General features: G+C 73.8%; 16 protein-coding genes. 4 read left to right on the top strand and 12 right to left on the bottom strand.

Features of this window, described 5'->3' with window-relative positions:
• Positions 1 to 525: 525 nt before the first annotated feature.
• Positions 526 to 1587 carry a tryptophan--tRNA ligase gene (gene trpS / locus ACSLTV_RS06990; protein WP_435611819.1) on the top strand — a complete coding sequence of 354 codons (1062 nt, stop codon included), beginning with the start codon at positions 526 to 528 and terminating at the stop codon, positions 1585 to 1587.
• Here the strand turns inward: trpS and ACSLTV_RS06985 are convergent.
• Positions 1491 to 2522: a GlxA family transcriptional regulator gene (locus tag ACSLTV_RS06985; protein WP_432139082.1), complete on the bottom strand. Its 1032-nt coding sequence runs from the start codon at positions 2520 to 2522 to the stop codon at positions 1491 to 1493. The two genes, trpS and ACSLTV_RS06985, sit on opposite strands and share 97 nt — an antisense overlap.
• A 75-nt stretch (positions 2523 to 2597) precedes the next feature.
• Between ACSLTV_RS06985 and ACSLTV_RS06980 the strand changes: the two genes are divergently transcribed.
• On the top strand, positions 2598 to 3182 hold the full coding sequence (locus ACSLTV_RS06980; protein ID WP_432139083.1) for a cysteine hydrolase family protein: 585 nt from the start codon (positions 2598 to 2600) through the stop codon (positions 3180 to 3182).
• A gap of 31 nt (positions 3183 to 3213) precedes the next feature.
• On the opposite strand, the gene proC is transcribed toward ACSLTV_RS06980, so the two are convergent.
• The 6 genes from proC to ACSLTV_RS06950 form a co-directional block, all read right to left on the bottom strand.
• The gene (proC, locus tag ACSLTV_RS06975) at positions 3214 to 4026 is read right to left on the bottom strand and encodes a pyrroline-5-carboxylate reductase (protein ID WP_432139084.1); all 813 of its coding nucleotides are present in this window, start codon (positions 4024 to 4026) and stop codon (positions 3214 to 3216) included.
• Positions 4027 to 4144: 118 nt separating this feature from the next.
• Entirely contained in the window at positions 4145 to 4948 is an 804-nt protein-coding gene (locus tag ACSLTV_RS06970; RefSeq protein WP_432139085.1) for an ABC transporter permease, read from the bottom strand.
• On the bottom strand, positions 4945 to 5739 hold the full coding sequence (locus tag ACSLTV_RS06965) for an ABC transporter ATP-binding protein (RefSeq protein WP_432139138.1): 795 nt from the start codon (positions 5737 to 5739) through the stop codon (positions 4945 to 4947). Before ACSLTV_RS06965 ends, ACSLTV_RS06970 begins: the two co-directional genes overlap by 4 nt.
• Positions 5740 to 5795: 56 nt before the next feature.
• Positions 5796 to 6614 (bottom strand): class I SAM-dependent methyltransferase, encoded by an 819-nt coding sequence (locus ACSLTV_RS06960; protein ID WP_435611818.1) that lies wholly within the window; start codon positions 6612 to 6614, stop codon positions 5796 to 5798.
• Positions 6615 to 6904: 290 nt separating this feature from the next.
• Positions 6905 to 7435: an EamA/RhaT family transporter gene (locus ACSLTV_RS06955; protein ID WP_432139087.1), complete on the bottom strand. Its 531-nt coding sequence runs from the start codon at positions 7433 to 7435 to the stop codon at positions 6905 to 6907.
• Between the two features lie 65 nt (positions 7436 to 7500).
• The gene (locus ACSLTV_RS06950; RefSeq protein ID WP_432139088.1) at positions 7501 to 7845 is read right to left on the bottom strand and encodes an SH3 domain-containing protein; all 345 of its coding nucleotides are present in this window, start codon (positions 7843 to 7845) and stop codon (positions 7501 to 7503) included.
• Positions 7846 to 8024: 179 nt separating this feature from the next.
• Here ACSLTV_RS06950 and ACSLTV_RS06945 point away from each other — a divergent pair, with 179 nt between their 5' ends.
• Entirely contained in the window at positions 8025 to 10229 is a 2205-nt protein-coding gene (locus ACSLTV_RS06945) for a serine/threonine-protein kinase (protein WP_432139089.1), read from the top strand.
• Between the two features lie 88 nt (positions 10230 to 10317).
• Here ACSLTV_RS06945 and ilvD read toward each other — a convergent pair whose 3' ends face one another.
• From ilvD to ACSLTV_RS06925, 4 genes are all read right to left on the bottom strand, one after another.
• Entirely contained in the window at positions 10318 to 12171 is a 1854-nt protein-coding gene (gene ilvD, locus ACSLTV_RS06940; RefSeq protein ID WP_432139090.1) for a dihydroxy-acid dehydratase, read from the bottom strand.
• Between the two features lie 278 nt (positions 12172 to 12449).
• Positions 12450 to 13109: a TetR family transcriptional regulator gene (locus tag ACSLTV_RS06935; protein WP_432139139.1), complete on the bottom strand. Its 660-nt coding sequence runs from the start codon at positions 13107 to 13109 to the stop codon at positions 12450 to 12452.
• A 5-nt stretch (positions 13110 to 13114) separates the two neighbouring features.
• Entirely contained in the window at positions 13115 to 13939 is an 825-nt protein-coding gene (locus ACSLTV_RS06930; protein ID WP_432139091.1) for a sugar phosphate isomerase/epimerase family protein, read from the bottom strand.
• Between the two features lie 590 nt (positions 13940 to 14529).
• Positions 14530 to 15462, bottom strand: a complete 933-nt coding sequence (locus ACSLTV_RS06925) for a Ppx/GppA phosphatase family protein (protein ID WP_432139092.1) — start codon at positions 15460 to 15462, stop codon at positions 14530 to 14532.
• Positions 15463 to 15545: 83 nt separating this feature from the next.
• On the opposite strand from ACSLTV_RS06925, the gene ACSLTV_RS06920 reads away from it, so the two are divergent.
• Entirely contained in the window at positions 15546 to 16418 is an 873-nt protein-coding gene (locus ACSLTV_RS06920; protein WP_435611817.1) for a hypothetical protein, read from the top strand.
• A 267-nt stretch (positions 16419 to 16685) separates the two neighbouring features.
• Here the strand turns inward: ACSLTV_RS06920 and ACSLTV_RS06915 are convergent, their stop codons facing one another.
• The gene (locus ACSLTV_RS06915; protein ID WP_435611816.1) at positions 16686 to 18551 is read right to left on the bottom strand and encodes a BACON domain-containing protein; all 1866 of its coding nucleotides are present in this window, start codon (positions 18549 to 18551) and stop codon (positions 16686 to 16688) included.
• Between the last annotated feature and the right edge of the window lie 54 nt (positions 18552 to 18605).

Below are 18605 nucleotides of genomic sequence, written 5' to 3'. Positions count from 1 at the left end.
TTTCCGACTCTATCAGATCCTTTCGGCGTCTGATTCCCAGTCAGAGGGGGTTGCCTTCCCGGCTGTTGGGCCGTTCCGGCGAGTGAGACTTTAGCGGATTCCGGAGCCCCGAGCTAATCGGGGCCGCGCTCTGTCGAACGCGGATTCCTCATTTCGCAAACACGCACGCAGAAGCCCACGACGACGTGTCATCGATTGCTGGGTGGTACTTGCGGAATGGCTGTCCGGGGACCGACCGGGGTCGGCGCTCACGTCGGACAACCCGGAGAACAGTACGGAGGCGACACCACCGTGTCAACTCCCGTCCCGAGGCCCCTCCGGAGGCGTACGCTGGCCGGCATGACCACAACGCGTACACACCCCCAGCAGTGGTGGGCCGCCTGACGGCGGCCGCGCTCACGTACGCGTTCACACGGCCGCCGCCCTCGGCGGCCGTTCTCGTTTCTCCCCGGCGCAGGAGCTCCGGCGGACCGGTCGCCGGGGCCGGCGGCCTCGACCGAAGCCGGACGAGGGAGACGAGAAGAGATGAAGCGGGTCTTCAGTGGGATCAAGCCGACCGGACATCTGACACTGGGGAACTACCTGGGCGCCATGCGGCAGTGGGCCGCGGTGGACCAGCACCGGTCGGACGCGCTGTTCTGTGTGGTGGATCTGCACGCCCTGACCGTGGACCACGATCCGGCACGGGTGCGTCGACTGAGTCGGCAGGCCGCGACGCTGCTGTTGGCGGCAGGGCTGGACCCCGATCTGTGCACCCTGTTCGTGCAGAGCCACGTCGACGAGCACGCGCGGCTGTCCTACGTGCTGGAGTGCGTGGCGACCGACGGTGAGATGCGGCGGATGATCCAGTACAAGGAGAAGGCCGCGCGGGAGCGGGTGCGGGGCGGGAGCGTGCGGCTGTCGTTGCTGACGTATCCGGTGCTGATGGCGGCGGACATCCTGGCCTACGGCGCCGACGAGGTGCCCGTCGGGGAGGACCAGGCGCAGCACGTGGAACTGACCCGGGATCTGGCGCTGCGGTTCAACCAGCGGTACGGGCAGACGTTCGTGGTGCCGAGGGCGACGGTCCCGGCGGTGGCGGCGCGGGTGATGAACCTGCAGGAGCCGGGGTCGAAGATGGGCAAGAGTGATGACTTCGGGCCGGGGATCGTCTACCTGCTGGACGAGCCCGACGTGGTGCGGAAGAAGGTCATGCGGGCGGTGACCGACAGCGGGCGGGAGGTCGTGTACGACCGGGAGGGACGCCCGGGGATCGCGAACCTGCTGGAGATCCTGGCCGCGTGCACGGGCGGGAACCCGGTGGAGCTGAGCGGCGTTCACCAGTCGTACGGCGCCTTGAAGAGGGAGACGGCGGAGGCCGTGGTGGAGGTGCTCAGGCCGGTGCGGGAGCGGCACAAGGAGTTGTGTGCGGATCCCGGTTATGTGGAGGGGGTGTTGCGGGAGGGTGCGCGCAAAGCGCGGGCCCTGGCGCGGCCGACCGTCGGCGCGGCCTATCGGGCGATCGGGTTGCTTCCGGCCTCGGCGGACGTGGAGGCCGACGGCGGTCTCGGTGGTGGCGTGGCGGACGTGGTGAAGGCGGCGCGGTAGGCGCGGGGGCTGGTGGCGAGGCGCGATGCGAAGTGCTGGCGCATCGTGACCTCGCTGCCGAAGCCCGCTCGGCGGGCGACCTCGGGCATGGGGAGGTCGGTGCGTTCGAGGAGTTTCTGGGCTGCGGCGGTGCGCTGGTCGAGGAGCCAGCGCAGGGGGGTGGTGCCGGTCTCGGCGGTGAAGTGGCGGGCGAAGGTGCGCGGGGACATGCCGGCGTGGGCGGCCAGGTCGGCCACGGTGAGCGGTTCGTGGAGGTGGCGCAGGGCGTGTTCGCGTACGGCGGCCAGGGTGTCGGCGTCGCGGTCGGTGCGGGGGGTGGGGTGTTCGATGAACTGGGCCTGGGTGCCGGTGCGGAAGGGGGCGGTGACCATGGAGCGGGCGACGGTGGCGGCGGTCTCAGCGCCGTGGGCGGTACGGACGAGGTGCAGGCAGAGGTCGATGCCCGCGGCGGTTCCGGCGGCCGTCCAGATGTTGTCGTCCTCGACGAAGAGCGCGTCGGGTACGACGGTGATCTCGGGGTGGCGACTGCGGAGGAGGTCGACGAGGCGCCAGTGGGTGATCGCGCGGCGCCCGTCCAGGAGGCCGGCCTGGGCGAGGGTGAACGCGCCGGCGCACAGGGCGGCGAGGGTGGTGCCCCGGGCATGGGCGCGGCGCAGGGCCTCGCGCAGGGGGGCCGGTGCGGGGGTGGTGTGGTCGTCCAGGCCGGGGACGAGGATCAGGTCGGCGCGGGGCAGCCAGGCGAGGGTGCGGTCGGGGGTGAGGGTGAGTCCGCCGCGCAGCGGGATCGGGTCGGGGCGGGCGGCGACGCGGCGGAGTTCGTACGCGGGGACGCCGCGGTCGGTGCGGTCGGTGCCCCAGACCTCGGTGATGACGGAGACGTCGAAGGCGCGGATGCCGGGGAAGGCGAGGAGGGCGACACGGTACGGGGTGGCCACGCGTGGCAGTAAACCATCGATCGCTGACTTCTGTACCTCTGGGGAGCAGGGGTGGCGGGCGGCAGGATGGCGGCCATGGACATCGTGGAGAACGCAGCGCTGGTGGTCGTGGACGTGCAGCGGGGTTTCGAGGAGGAGGAGTTCTGGGGGCCGCGGAACAACCCGGGGGCCGATGAGAACATCGCCGCGCTCATCGACGTGTGGCAGGGGTCGGGGCGGCCGGTGGTGTTCGTGCGGCACGACTCGCGCAAGCCCGGCTCGCCGTTGCGGGCGGGTTCCGCGGGCAATGACTTCAAGGAGTACGTGGCGGCGCGCAGGGGGCGGGGTGCGGGTCCGGAGCTGCTGGTGTCGAAGACCGTGAACTCGTGCTTCTACGGGACGCCGGATCTGGACGCCTGGCTGCGGGGGGCCGGGGTCTCGCAGTTGGTCGTGGTGGGGATCCAGACGAACATGTGCGTGGAGACCACGGCCCGGATGGGCGGGAATCTCGGGTACGACGTGCTGGTGCCGTTGGATGCCACGCACACGTTCGATCTGGCGGGGCCGTTCGGCTGGCGTCAGTCGGCGGACGAGCTGGCGCGGGCGTCCGCCGTGTCGTTGCACGGGGGCGGGTTCGCTCGGGTGGTGACCACGCGGGAGGTGGTGGCCGCGGCGAAGTGACCGCCCCCGGAGGGGGCCCGGGCGGGGCGGGTCAGTCCTTCGTGCCGGAGGCGAGCTCGCGGCTGCGGTCGCGGGCGGCTTCGAGGGCGGCGATGAGGGCGGCGCGCACGCCGTGGTTCTCCAGTTCGCGGATGGCGCTGATGGTGGTGCCGGCGGGGGAGGTGACGTTCTCGCGGAGCTTGACGGGGTGTTCGCCGCTGTCGCGGAGCATGGTGGCGGCGCCGATGGCGGACTGCACGATGAGGTCGTGGGCCTTGTCGCGGGGCAGGCCGAGGAGGATGCCGGCGTCGGTCATGGCCTCCACCAGGTAGAAGAAGTAGGCGGGGCCGGAGCCGGAGAGGGCGGTGCAGGCGTCCTGCTGGGTCTCGGGGACGCGCAGGGTCTTGCCGACGGCGCCGAAGATCTCCTCGGCGTGGGTGAGGTGTCCGGGGCCGGCGTGGGTGCCGGCGGAGATGACGGACATGGCCTCGTCGACGAGGGCGGGGGTGTTCGTCATGACGCGGACGACGGGGGTGCCCGCGGTGAGGCGTTCCTCGATGAAGGCGGTGGTGATGCCGGCGGCTCCGCTGATGACCAGCCGGTCGGCGGGGACGTGCGGGGCGAGTTCTTCGAGGAGGGCGCCCATGTCCTGCGGTTTCACCGTGAGGATGAGGGTGTCGGCGGTCTTGGCGGCCTCGGCGTTGCTGACCGGCGTGACGCCGTGGCGCGCGCGGAGTTCCTCGGCGCGCTCGGGGCGGCGGGCGGTGACGAGGAGGTCGGCGGGGGCCCAGCCCGCTCGGATCATTCCGCTGAGCAGGGCTTCGCCGATCTTGCCGGTGCCGAGGACTGCGACTTTCTGGGTCATGGCTGGGGTGCCCTCCGGGGGTGTGCGCGTCGTCCGTGTTCATCCTCGCACCGGGGGGCGGGGTGGGGGGGGGTGGCTGTCCGGTGGGCGGACGTGCGGGGCCGGGGCCGCGGGGCGGTCAGGGGGTGCGGCGGCGGAGGGTGGCCGCGCCGAGGCAGAGGACGAGCAGGGCGGAGCCGGCGACGATCAGGATGTCGCGGAGGAAGGTGGCGGTCATGTCGGTGTGCCTGAGGACCTCGTTCATGCCGTCGACGGCGTAGGACATGGGGAGGACGTCGGAGACGGCCTCCAGGGCGGGGTGCATCTGGTCGCGGGGTGTGAACAGGCCGCAGAGCAGGATCTGCGGGAAGATCACCGCCGGCATGAACTGGACGGCCTGGAACTCCGAGGCGGCGAAGGCGGAGACGAACAGGCCGAGGGCGGTGCCGAGCAGGGCGTCCAGGAGGGCGACCAGGAGGAGCAGCCAGGGCGAGCCGGTGACGTCCAGGCCGAGCCACCACAGGGCGAGGCCGGTGGCGAGGACGGACTGGAGAATCGCGAGGGCGCCGAAGGCGAGGGCGTAGCCGGCGATGAGGTCGCCCTTGCCGAGGGGCATGGCGAGGAGGCGTTCGAGGGTGCCGGAGGTGCGTTCGCGCAGGGTGGCGATGGAGGTCACCAGGAACATGGTGATCAGGGGGAAGATGCCGAGGAGGGAGGCGCCGATGTTGTCGAAGGTGCGGGGACTGCCGTCGAAGACGTAGCGCAGCAGGATCAGCAGGAGGCTGGGGACGAGGAGCATCAGGGCGATCGTGCGGGGGTCGTGGCGGAGCTGGCGCAGGACGCGGGCGGCCGTGGCGAGGGTGCGGGAGGGGCGCAGGGCGCTGGTGGGGCTGGGTGCCGGGCGGGTGGCGGAGGGCGCGGGGGTCGGGGCGGGGGTGCTCATCGGTTGTTCTCCTTCGCGCGGGCCGCCGCCTGGTCCACCAGGTGGAGGAAGGCCGCTTCGACGGTGGCGGTGCCGGTGCGGTCGCGCAGGGCGTCGGGGGTGTCGTCGGCGAGGATCTCGCCCTCGCGCATGAGGAGGAGGCGGTGGCAGCGTTCGGCCTCGTCCATGACGTGGGAGGAGATGAGGAGGGTGGTGCCGCGGGTGGTGGCGAGGTGGTGGAAGAGGTCCCAGAGGTCGCGGCGCAGGACGGGGTCGAGGCCGACGGTGGGCTCGTCGAGAACGAGGAGTTCAGGGGTGCCGAGGAGGGCGACGGCGAGGGAGACGCGGCTGCGCTGGCCGCCGGAGAGGTTGCCGGCGAGGGCGTCGCGGTGGGAGGTGAGGTCGACCTCGGTGAGGACGCGGTCGACGTCGTGGCGGCGGTCGGCGGGGGTGGTGCGGGGGGAGAGGATCGCGGCGAAGTAGTCGAGGTTCTGGCGGATCGTCAGATCGTCGTAGACGGAGGGCGCCTGGGTGACGTAGCCGACGCGGGTGCGCAGTTCGGGGTGGCCGGCCGGGCGGCCGAGGACGTCGAGGGTGCCGGTGACCTTGGCCTGGGTGCCGACGAGGGACCGCATGAGGGTGGACTTGCCGCAGCCGGAGGGGCCGAGCAGGCCGGTGATCTGGCCGCGCGGGACGGTGAAGGCGAGACCGTGCAGGACGGTGCGCGGGCCGCGGACCACGGTGAGGTCTTCGGCGCGGACGGCGGGGCCGTCGGGTGGGGGCGGCGGGTCCGCGGGAGACGAATTAATCATCATGCGATGATTAAATTCCCTCGGTGGGGGGTCACGTCAAGTACCGGGGCTCTCGGTCAGGGGCGTATGGCCACCATCAGCTCCACCACGTACGCCTCCTCGACGATTCCGTCCGGGAAGACGGCGTCCAGATGCCGCCGCTCCTCGGCGAGGAAGGCGGCGGCGCTCTCCGCTCCCTGCACCAGGAAGACCGAGTGGCTGCCGACGTTGGCCAGATGGACGTCGACGGGAACCCGGCGGCTCCAGCGGACCCGGCGGCCGGTGAGGTCGAGGGCGCCGGTGGGGTCGGCGGTCGTCGGCCGGAAGGCCCCGTAGCGCTCGCCGGTCCGCTCGATGCCGAAGTGGCGCTCGATACGGACCGACTGCGCGGCGAGCCACGGCACGTCCGGGGCACTGGTGTTCCACCACAGGGCCAGCGCACCGCCCGGCCGCAGCACCCGCAGCGCCTCCGGCACCGCGCGGGCGGGGTCGGTCCAGTGCCAGGACTGGGCGTAGGTGAGGAGGTCCATGGACGAGGTGGCCAGCGGCAGGCGGTTGCCGTCGCCGCGCACGACCGGCACGTCGGTCAGAGCGCGGCGGAACTGGGCCGCCATGCCGTCCCCGGGCTCCACGGCGACCACGTCGGCGCCGCGGGCGTGCAGCAGGGCGGTCGCTATCCCCGTACCGGCGCCGACGTCCGCGACCCGGGCGCCGGCGAGGGGCCGCCGGGCGAGGGCCTCGACCGCGTCGAACAGGGCGGCCGGGTAGGAGGGGCGGTTGGCGGCGTACTGGGCCGCGGCGGCGTTGAAGGAGTGGGCGCGCGCGGTGTGGACCTCGGTGGCGGAGGCCCGGGCGGGGGCCGGGTCGGCGGGCGGGTGCGAGGAGGAAGTGGCCATACGGCCATGGTGGCGTGGCCGCGGGCGGGGACCCGGGGATTTTGCGCGGTCGTGAGCCCGTCGGCTGACATGTCGTGCGCCGGCCTGGGGCGAGGACCCGGGGATTTTGCGCGGTCGTGAGCCGCCCACCGCCGTGCGGCGGCCCGCCCCGGAGCCAGGACCCGGACATCCCGCGCGACCGAGAACCACCCGCCGCCACGCAGCGGCCCGCCCCGGAGCCAGGACCCGGACATCCCGCGCGGCCAGGAACCGCCCGTCGCCACGCAGCGGCCGGACGGGGACCGGGCTTATCAGCGGCGGCGCTTCTTCGAGGGGTTGCCCGTGCGGCGGGAGGCGCGCTTGTGGTGCCGCTGCCGTGCCGCCTCGTACTCCTCGCGGTGCAGCTTCTCTCCGGGGGCCTCGGTGAGGGAGCGGAAGAAGTAGGCGAGGAGGGAGCCGACGAAGCCGATGGCCAGCAGTCCGCGCAGGGACGCCTGGCGCTCGGGGTCGGGGCGCCGGGAGAAGCCGTCCCAGGTGTGGCGGAAGGCGAGCGCGCTGCAGACGGCGAACATCCCAACCATCAGGACGGTCACGAAACCGCCGATGCCGGCGATCCGGAGGCCCTGGTAGGCGAAGCGGAGCACGAGGCAGGCGACCGCGGCGGCGGCGAGCGACCCGACGGCCACGCCGACGCGGCGGGCCGGATACCCCTGGTCGTGGTGGACCCACGAGGTGCCGAAGAAGCGCAGGGGCTCGGGGCGGGGACCACCGGCGGAACCGGGGGCACCCGGGGTGTCCGCGGAGCCCGCCCGGGTGTCCGGGGTGCCGTTCTCGTCGCTCACAGGACGATTATGGCGCCGGACGGGGGCGGGCCGGCGGGTGGGGCGGCGCGCGGGCCCGGCCGCGCTCAGGAGACGCAGCGCGAGGCGACGTAGCCGTCGCTGCCCGTGTGCACGTACGTGTCCGACACGAACTCGCCGTTGCCGATGTTGTCCCAGATGTTGGAGGTGCCGTAGTAGCCCGACACCGTCGTGCCCGTCGTCTGGCAGTAGATCGGCACCTTGGAACCCTCGGGCAGCACGCGGACGATGCTGTAGTTCGTGCCCGGACCGCCGCGGACGTTCAGCCGGACGCCCGGAGCGATCGGGTAGAACGCCACGGCGGCGGACGCCGTCACGGCCGCCGACGCCGTCCTGACGGCCTCGGTGCCCTCGCCGCTGCCGACGTTCTCCTCCACATGGTCGACGGACATGAGTACTCCCCCCTCGCACCCCATGACTGTCATGGAGCCACGGTGATTCCCCTGAAACGCGACATGAAACGCATGTGCGCAACTCGTACGCGGAGGCTAGCAAGTCGCCTCGGTCTCGTACGAGTCATCGACTAGGCTCCGTGCGTCGCGCGCGCGAACGAACAGCACGGGGGTGGTCCATGGCGCCACGGCGCAACACCGGGGCGGGCGCGGAAGCGGAACTTCCCGAATACGCCGGCCACTACCTCCTGGAGTCCTGCCTCGGCTCCGGGGGCATGGGCGTGGTCCATCTGGCCCGCAGTACCTCCGGCATGAAGCTCGCGGTGAAGGTCGTCCACGCCGAGTTCGCCAAGGATCCCGAGTTCAGGGGGCGCTTCCGGCAGGAAGTGGCCGCCGCTCGACGGGTCAGCGGTGCCTTCACCGCGCCCGTGGTGGACGCCGACCCGGAGGCCGACCGGCCCTGGATGGCCACCCAGTACATTCCGGGACCGACCCTCTCCGATCACGTCAAACGGAACGGCCCGATGGCCCCCGGCGAGGTGCGCCGGCTGATGGCCGGGCTCGCCGAGGCACTGCGCGACATCCACCGTGTCGGGGTCGTGCACCGGGACCTCAAGCCGAGCAACGTCCTGCTCGCCGGCGACGGGCCCAAGGTGATCGACTTCGGCATCTCCCGGCCGACGGACAGCGAACTGCGCACCGAGACCGGCAAGCTGATCGGCACGCCGCCCTTCATGGCGCCCGAGCAGTTCCGCCGGCCCCGGGAGGTCGGGCCCGCCGCCGACATCTTCGCCCTCGGCTCGGTGACGGTGCACGCGGCCACCGGCCGGGGTCCGTTCGACTCCGACAGCCCCTATGTCGTCGCCTACCAGGTCGTGCACGACGAGCCCGACCTGGCCGACGTACCGGACGACCTCGCTCCGCTGGTGCGGCGCTGCCTCGCCAAGGAGCCCGAGGAGCGGCCCACCCCCGACGAGCTGATGCGCGAGCTGCGGTCGGTGGCGGCGTCGTACGACACCCAGGCGTTCATACCGGCGCAGCGGAACGACGAGGACGGTACGGCGCCGGGCGACGCGCGGCCGGGGTCGGACGGCGGACGGCCGGGGGCGGCGGACGGGCCGGCGCCGGGCGTTCGCGGGGCGGGTGACCGGGGCGGGGCCGGCGCGGGACGCGCGGGCGGCGTCCGCCCGGACGGGAGCGGCGCGGCGCCGCGTGCCCGGCGGATGGCGTACCGGCGGGTGGCGCTGGTGGCCGGGGCGTTGGGGCTGGTCGTCGGCGGGGTGTTCGCCTCGGCGCGGTGGCTGGACGTCCCGCCCGCGTCGACGGCCGGGCCGAGCGCCCCGGCCGCGTTCGCCGGGTGGGAGGCGGGCTCGGTGACCGGGAGCGCGGCGCTGCCGCAGTGCTCGTACGGCGTGGGGAGACTGCTGTGCGCGCAGTCCGGCGTCGTCTTCGCCCTCGATCCGGCCGACGGCACGGTGCTGTGGCGCCACCCGGTGGCCGCCTCGTACCGGCGCGAACCGCCGCTGCTGGCCGGCGGGTTCGTCCAGCCGATGGCGGACCAGGGCGGACGGCTGGCGGCGCTGGACCCGGACACCGGTGAGGCGCGCTGGGAGCGGAGCATGCCCGAGCACGTCGGTATGCGGGCGGCGGGCGGCGTGCTGCTGTTCACCGCCGCCGACGGAACCGTCAGCGCCGTGGACGGCGCGACCGGTGAGGAGAAGTGGCGCCACCGCATCCGCGGCCAGAGCGGCGCGCCCACCTTCCTGGCCTTCCCCGGTGACCCGCTGGCCTACGCGATCAGTGCCTCGGACGCGGGTACGACGCGGGTGGCGGCGGTGGACCCGGAGACCGGGGCCGTCCGCTGGAACGCCGCCCTGCGTGGCACGCTCAAGCCCGTCGGCAGCGAGGACGGAGCCCTGTTGCTGCTCTCGCTCGACCGGGGCACGGGCTACACCGACGCGGTCGTGCGCTACGACCCCGGGTCCGGGGACACCCGCCGGGTGGCGCTGCCGGTGTCCCGGCCTGATCCGGTGGCCGGGGTGTCCGGCGGCGTGGTCTACCTGCTGGCCACCGGTGGGTCGCTGGAGGCGTTCGACATGAACGCGGAGGAACGGCTGTGGCATCTGGAGACGGCCGTGACCCGCGGGTCGGCGCCGGTGCGCGCGGGCGACCGGGTGTTCCTCACCGCCCCGGACGGACGGCTGCTCGCCTTCGACGCGCGGAGCGGCCGGCTCGTCGGGCAGACCCGGCCCCGGCTCGGCCCGAACGGCGACCGGGTGCCCGACGCCCTGCCGGCCCCGGTGACCGTCGACGGGCGGGTGTACGCCGGGGCGCCGGACGGGACCGTGTTCTCGGTGGACGGGCGCGACCCCGCGGACTGGTGACGCGCGCACGCGCGGGGGCCGCCTCCGGTCGGGAGAGATCGGGAGGCGGCCCCTCGGCGTCGTACGGGCGTGCGGTGCGGCGGGTGGATCAGCCCAGCCTGGACACGTCGCGGACCGCGCCCTTGTCGGCGCTGGTGGCCATCGCGGCGTAGGCGCGCAGGGCGGCGGAGACCTTGCGCTCGCGGTTCTTCGGGGCGTACGCGCCGTTCAGCGCCTGGTCGCGGCGGGCCAGCTCGGCGTCGTCGACGAGCAGGTCGATCGTACGGTTCGGGATGTCGATGCGGATCCGGTCGCCGTCCTCGACCAGGGCGATGGTGCCGCCGGAGGCCGCCTCGGGCGAGGCGTGGCCGATGGACAGGCCCGAGGTGCCGCCGGAGAAGCGGCCGTCGGTGATCAGGGCGCAGGTCTTGCCCAGGCCGCGGCCCTTGAGGAAGGACGTCGGGTAGAGCATCTCCTGCATGCCGGGGCCGCCCTTGGGACCCTCGTAGCGGATGACGACGACGTCGCCGTCCGTCACCTGCTTGTTGAGGATCTTCTCGACGGCCTCCTCCTGCGACTCGCAGACGACGGCCGGACCCTCGAAGGTCCAGATCGACTCGTCGACGCCGGCCGTCTTCACCACGCAGCCGTCGACCGCCAGGTTGCCCCTCAGGACCGCCAGGCCGCCGTCCTTCGAGTACGCGTGCTCGGCGCTGCGGATGCAGCCGTTCTCCGCGTCGTCGTCGAGGGCCTCCCAGCGCTCCGACTGGGAGAACGCCTCCGCCGAGCGGACGCAGCCGGGCGCCGCGTGCCACAGTTCCACGGCCTCGGGGGACGGGGAGCCGCCGCGCACGTCCCACGTCTTCAGCCAGTCCGCGAGGGACGGGCTGTGGACGGCGTGCACGTCCTCGTTGAGCAGGCCGGCGCGGTGCAGTTCGCCGAGGAGGGCGGGGATGCCGCCGGCGCGGTGCACGTCCTCCATGTAGTAGGTGCGGTTCTTGGCGACGTTCGGCGCGACCTTCGCCAGGCAGGGCACGCGGCGCGAGACGGCGTCGATCTCGGTGAGGCCGAACGGGACGCCCGCCTCCTGGGCGGCCGCCAGCAGGTGCAGGATCGTGTTGGTCGAGCCGCCCATGGCGATGTCGAGCGCCATGGCGTTCTCGAACGCCGCGAAGGTGGCGACCGAGCGCGGCAGGACGGTGTCGTCGTCCTGCTCGTAGTAGCGGCGGGTGACGTCCATCACCGTGCGGGCGGCGTCGACGTAGAGCTGCCTGCGGGCGGTGTGGGTGGCCAGCACCGAGCCGTTGCCGGGCAGGGAGAGGCCGATCGCCTCGGTCAGGCAGTTCATCGAGTTGGCGGTGAACATGCCGGAGCAGCTGCCGCAGGTCGGACAGGCGTTCTCCTCGATACGGAGGATGTCCTCGTCCGAGATCTTGTCGTTCACGGCGTCGGAGATCGCGTCGACCAGGTCGAGCGTGCGGACCGTGCCGTCGACCAGGGTGGCACGGCCGGCCTCCATCGGGCCGCCGGAGACGAAGACGGTCGGGATGTTCAGGCGCAGGGCCGCCATCAGCATGCCCGGGGTGATCTTGTCGCAGTTGGAGATGCAGACCAGGGCGTCCGCGCAGTGCGCCTCGACCATGTACTCCACGCTGTCCGCGATCAGGTCGCGGGAGGGCAGCGAGTACAGCATGCCCCCGTGGCCCATCGCGATGCCGTCGTCCACGGCGATCGTGTTGAACTCGCGCGGGATGCCGCCGGCCTCGGTGATCGCCTCGCTGACGATCCGGCCGACGGGCTGGAGGTGGGTGTGCCCCGGCACGAACTCGGTGAAGCTGTTGGCGACCGCGATGATCGGCTTCCGGCCGATGTCCGCACCGGGTACCCCGGAGGCACGCATAAGGGCGCGGGCGCCCGCCATGTTGCGGCCGTGGGTGACTGTGCGGGACCTCAGCTCGGGCATCGTCGCTCGCTCCTTCGGACTGTGCGCCGCCAGAGATTTCTGTGCGCCGCCAGAGACGTCTGACTGGAGTCGAGCGTACGCCGGTCATCCAGGGTGCGGGACGCGTTGTCCGGTATGCGGGATGCGCGTCTCGGATCAGGGGTGGGGCGGGGGGGCGCGGGGGGCGTCTGGGCGCACGGGCGGGAGCGCGAGGGTGAGCGGGGCGTGGGGCGTTGGGGGCGTGAGCGGGGGGCGCGGGCGCCGAGGCGTGAGCGGGGCGCGGGGGGCGAGGCGCGGGCTCAGCGCTCCGTGAGGTGTCGTTGGACGACGGGAGCCACGCGTGCGATGACCTGTTCGATGTCCGCCGAGGCGAGCGGCTCCAACTTGATCACGTACCGCATCATCGCGCAGCCCACGAGCTGCGCGGCCGCCAGCTCGGCCCGCAGTTCCGCGTCCGGCAGGTCCAGCTGGGCGGCGACGCGGCGCAGCAGCTGGGAGGCGATGAGGTGGCGGAAGACCGCGGCGGCGGTGTCGTTGTTCACCGCCGAGCGCAGGATCGCCAGCAGGGGCGTACGGGTGGTCGGGTTCTCCCAGACACCGAACATGAAACGGGTGAACCGGTCGCCGACGCCGTCCAGCGGACCCTCCGTGATGGTCTCCGGTGCGTGCAACGCGGGCGCGAACGCCACCTCCACGGCCGCCTCGAAGACGCCCTCCTTGGTGCCGAAGTAGTGGTGCACCAGGGCGGAGTCGACGCCGGCCGCCTTCGCGATGCCGCGTACGGAGGTCTTCTCGTACCCCTGGCGGGAGAACTCCTCGCGTGCGGTGTCGAGGATCCGCTCGCGAGTGTCGGCGGGTTCGCTGCGGCGGGGGCGCCCGCGTCGGCGGGGGCGGGGGGAGGCCGGGCTTCCCGTCGGCGGGGTGGGGGCCGCGCTTCCGCCGGCCGGGGTGGGGGCCATGTCGGTCACCGCCGGGGCACCCTCGCCGTGGAGGCCAGGTGGAGACGGGTGAAGGCCAGGGCCTCGGCCAGGTCGGCCTCGCGTTCGGCGCCGGACATCGCCCGCCGGGTGTTGACCTCGATGACGATGTGCCCGTCGAATCCGCCGAGCGCCAGCCGCTCCAGCAGTTCGGCGCAGGGCTGGGTGCCGCGGCCGGGCACCAGGTGCTCGTCCTTGTTGGACCCCAGACCGTCGGCGAGGTGCACGTGCCCGAGCCGGTCCCCCATGCGGTCGACCATGTGCAGCGCGTCCGTACGGGCCGTCGCCGCATGGCTGAGGTCGATGGTGAAGTGCCGGTAGTCGTCCTTGGTCACGTCCCAGTCGGGCGCGTAGGCGAGCATCTCCCGGTCGCGGTAGCGCCACGGGTACATGTTCTCGACGGCGAACCGCACATCCGTCTCGTCCGCCATCCGCCAGACGCCCTGCACGAAGTCCCGCGCGTACTGACGCTGCCAGCGGAACGGGGGGTGAACGACGACCGTGCCGGCCCCCAGCCGCTCGGCGGCCGCCCGGGCGCGCTGGAGCTTGGTCCAGGGGTCGGTCGACCAGACCCGCTGTGTGATCAGCAGACAGGGCGCGTGCACGGCCAGGATCGGGATCCGGTGGTAGTCGCTGAGCCGGCGCAGAGCGTCGATGTCCTGGCTCACGGGGTCGTTCCAGACCATGACCTCGACACCGTCGTACCCGAGGCGCGCGGCGATCTCGAAGGCCGTCGCCGTCGACTCCGGATACACCGAGGCCGTCGACAGGGCGACCTTCGCATCCGGGACGCGCACCACTGGTTCTGCCACGAAGGACAGCGTACGGGCCCGCACTGCGGCCCGGGGAGCGTGTTCGACCACAGCCCCGGGCCCCCGGTACCAACCGGCCACGCACGCGTGGCCGGATTCCTGCCGGCGCCGCCATTGGCCATGGACGGTCATCAGCGCCGGTGAGCGCGGGGGTGGCGGGGGCGGGGCGCGGCGGGGGTCGAGGTCTCGGGTGCGGCCCGACAGGGAGGTCGAGGGCACCGGCGCGGCTGTGCGTTCGGGGGTACCGGGTGGCGCACTTCACGCGGCGGGGCGGAGGTGAGGGGCACGTGCGCCGCGTGCGAGGGGGTGCGGGTGGGGGCGTGCGCGCCGTGCACGAGGGGGTGCGGGTGTGGGGCGTACGCCGGCGCCCATCCCTGTGGCGCGGGCCGACCCCGCGCCACCCCGCCCCGCGCCGCCTGCGGCGCTGGGGCATCTGGGCCGCTGGGCCGCCTGGGCCGCTGGGGCGCTGCCGCTCGGCTCCCGTGGCCCACCCGCTCAGCTCGGCCCCCCTCAGCCCCCTCAGCCCCCGCGGCGCTGCGCCCCACTCAGCCCTGCGGCGCTGCGCCCCGCGGCTTCGCCCCGGTCGTGGCTCAGCCCGTCACCATGTGGTCGAGGCGGCGCAGGATCACGCCTTCGCGGAGGGCCCAGGGACAGATCTCCAGGGACTCGACGCCGAAGAGGTCCATCGCGCCCTCCGCGACCAGCGCACCGGCGAGGAGCTGGCCTGCGCGCCCCTCGGAGACGCCGGGGAGTTCGGCGCGCTGGGCGGTGGTCATGCCGGCCAGGCGCGGCACCCAGGCTTCGAGGGACTCCCGCTTGAGTTCGCGCTGGATGTACAGGCCCTCCGCGGAACGCGCCGCGCCTGCGATACGGGCCAGCTGCCGGAACGTCTTCGAAGTGGCGACGACGTGGTCGGGGGCGCCGAAGCGGCTGAACTCGCCGACGGTACGGGCGATCTGGGCCCGCACGTGGCGCCGCAGCGCCCGTACGTCGTCGGGCTCGGGCGGGTCGCCCGGCAGCCAGCCCGCCGTGAGGCGCCCCGCGCCCAGCGGCAGGGACGCCGCCGCGTCGGGTTCCTCGTCTATGCCGTAGGCGATCTCCAGCGAGCCGCCGCCGATGTCCAGGACGAGCAGCTTGCCGGCCGACCAGCCGAACCAGCGGCGGGCGGCGAGGAAGGTGAGCCGGGCCTCCTCGGCGCCGCTGAGCACCTGAAGCTCGACGCCGGTCTCGTCCTGCACGCGCGCGAGGACGTCGTCCGCGTTGGTGGCCTCCCGCACCGCGGAGGTGGCGAACGGCAGCAGGTCCTCGACGCCCTTGTCCTCGGCCGCCTGGAGCGCCTCGTGGACGACGGCGACCAGTTTGTCGATCCCCTCGGGGCCGATCGCGCCACCTTCGTCGAGCAGCTGGGCCAGGCGCAGCTCCGCCTTGTGCGAGTGCGCGGGCAGCGGGCGCGCGCCCGGGTGCGCGTCCACCACCAGCAGATGCACCGTGTTCGATCCCACGTCGAGGACACCGAGTCTCATGGGGGGAACGCTACTGCCAGCCACGCCGTCCTCGGCCTCCCGTGCGGTCCCGGGAGAGCGCCCCGGCGACTTACCCTGGACGCGTGCCAAAGACGAAAAAGGCGAAGGACGAAAAGACGCCCAAGACGGCGAAGGCCGACAAGGCCGGCAAAGCCGACGAGTCGTCCAAGGTTCCCGCACAGACGAAGTCGGCGCGGAAGGCGAGGGCCGACGAGAAGGGCCTCGACTTCGCACGCGCGTGGGTGGAGTTCCCGGACCCGGCGGACGACGAGCAGGTCTTCCGCTGCGATCTGACCTGGCTGACCTCCCGGTGGCACTGCGTCTTCGGCAGCGGCTGCCAGGGCATCCAGGCGGGCCGCGCCGACGACGGCTGCTGCACGCTGGGGGCGCACTTCTCGGACGAGGACGACGAGAAACGCGTCGCCGAGCACGTGGCCCGGCTGACCCCCGACCTCTGGCAGCACCACGCGGAGGGCACCGAGAACGGCTGGATCTCCGAGGACGAGGAGGGCTCCCGCCAGACCCGCCCGTACCAGGGCTCGTGCATCTTCCAGAACCGCCCCGGTTTCGCCGGCGGCGCGGGCTGCTCGCTGCACATCCTCGCCCTGAAGGAGGGCCGGGAGCCGCTGGAGACCAAGCCGGACGTCTGCTGGCAGCTGCCGATCCGGCGGACGTTCGACTGGATCGACCGGCCGGACGACACCCGCGTCCTCCAGGTGTCGATCGGCGAGTACGACCGACGCGGCTGGGGCCCGGGCGGCCATGACCTGCACTGGTGGTGCACCTCGGCCACCTCTGCGCACGGCGCGGGCGACCCGGTCTACGTCTCGTACCGCGCGGAGCTGACCGAGCTGATGGGCAAGGCGGGCTACGACCGTCTGGTCGAGCTGTGCGAGGAGCGACTGGCGGCCCGGCTCCCCCTGCTGGCGCCGCACCCGGCGGACCCGACGGACTGACCGGAGCACCGGGCGGCCCCTGCCGACGGAGCTGACCGCCGGGACTGACCGACGGGACTGACCGACGACGGGGCGGCCCCGACCGGACCGACAGGCCGGGCTGCCTGACGGACGGCAGGGAGCCCGGCCGGGTCCGAGCCACCTGGCGAACCGCAGGAGACCGACCGAACCCGAGCCGCCTGGAGCGGCCAACCGGAGCGACCGAGCCGACGGGACCCGCCCCGGGTCGGCGCGGGCATCGGCCGTACCGTTCCGCCCTCCGCCCGTCTACGCCGACGGCACCGGCGTAGACGCCGTCGTACTGGGATCGGACGCGCCGCCGTTGGGCGACGCGGAGTCGGCCGGGCCGGACGGGGGCGGCTGGTCCGGGGTCGGCTCCGGGTCGGACGTCGGGGGCGGATCGCTCGGCGTGGGCTCGGTGGGCGCCGGGTCGGTGGGCGTCGGGTCCGGGTCCTGCGAGGTCGGCGGGGCACTGGGGCTGCCGCTTCCCGTGCCGGGTCCGCCGCCGGACCCCGATCCGGATCCGTTGCCGGGGCCAGGGCCGGGGCCGGGGCCGGGGCCGGGGCCGGGGCCGGGGCCGGGGCCGGGGCCGGGGCCCGGCCGCGACGGTCCAGGGTGCGCCGGGACCGGGGCGGTGCCGTACCCGGAGATGGAGACGACGGCCCCCGCGGGGGCGACGGCCACGCGCGCGTGCCACAACCCGGCGGGCTCGCGCAGTTGGTCGACGTGCACCTTGACGGTCACCGACTCGCCGGGCTCCAGGGTGCCCGTGGACCGGCTCAGGTAGAGCCAGGAGGCCCCCGTGGTCGCCGACCAGCGGACCGGTGCGTCGCCGTCGGGGTCGGCCTTGAGGGTGATCAGCGTGGTCTCACCGCTGCCGGCGGCGGTCACGGTGAGCCGCCCGGCCGCCTTCTTGTCGGCCCCGGCGACGCTGACCACCTCCACGGACACATCGGGCCGGTTGTGGCGGCCGAGGCCGGCCCCGGGACGCGTGCTGGCGTTCCCGGTGTTCTCGTAGCCGCCGGTCTGCTCCCCGGCCAGGCTGTCGGGGCCGTGCGCCTCCCCGGCGCTGGCCGAGCGGCCGTCGACGGCCTCGCCGGTGGGGGTGCCCCGGTAGGCGGCCCACAGGGCGAGGACGGGCGCGGCGACGACCGTGGCGACGACGGTCGTCGTGACGGCACGCGCGCGCAGGCGGTCGCGCCGGGCCGCGTGGTCCTTGGGGTCCATGGGGAAGCCGCGCCGGTCGAAGCGGGGCGCCGCCGCGCCCCGCACGCGCGGCAGGCGCGCCATGACGGCGTGCAGGGCGGCGCGGGGCGCCTCCAGGACGGGCAGCTCGGCGGGCGTGACCGTGTCGCCGGGCCAGCGGCCGGGCACCGCACGGCCGGCGGCACGGCGACAGCGCGGGCAGTCGTCGACGTGGCGGACGAGTTCCCGGCGCAGGGCGGCGCTGAGGACCAGCTGCTGGTCGCCGGTGAGGCGGGCCACCCCGGGGCAGCCGCCGGCGCCCACGACGGCGAGCGCGGCACGCGTGCGTTCCACCTCGCAGGCGGCCGAGGCAAGAAGTTCGCCCGCGGCGGTCCGGTCCATGCCGAGGACGGCGGCGATCTCGTGGGCGGCAAGGTGGTGGCGCACCGCGAGCTCCAGCGCCTCGCGCTGCTCGGGGCTGGTGCCGGCCGCCTCGGGCCAGGCGAGCAGGGCGAGTTCACGCCGCCGCCGCTGCCGTACCGCGTCCGGGACCGGCGGGGCGGCGGGCGATGCGGGAGGCGGGCGATGCGCGCCGTGCCGGGCGCCCGCCGCGTGGGAGGCCTGACGTTTCTGCTTGGCCTCGGCCAGCTTGCGCAGACAGGCCCAGCGGGCCAGCGCGTACAGCCAGGCCCTGCGGTCGCCGGCGGCGTCCGGGACGCGGTGGCCGCGCCGCTCGGCGAGCGACAGGACGTCACCGAGCGCTGCGGTGGCCGCGTCGTGGTCGCACAGCACCGACAGGCAGTAGGTGAAGAGGCCGTCCAGGTACGGTTCGTAGCGCGCGGGTGTGCGCCGCACCGGCGTGTGCGCCGCACCGCGCTCACGCGCCTCCCGGTGCGCCCGGTGTGCGCCGGTCGTGCGGGTCGAGGTTTCCGGGCTGCTGCTCATCACCCGTGCGACCGTAGGCGGCCCGGAACACGCTGCTACCGCCCCTTGAGCCGTTTT

Source organism: Streptomyces sp. bgisy159, from assembly GCF_965341775.1.
GTDB lineage: Bacteria > Actinomycetota > Actinomycetes > Streptomycetales > Streptomycetaceae > Streptomyces.
This window is presented reverse-complemented; position numbering and strand designations above follow the sequence as displayed.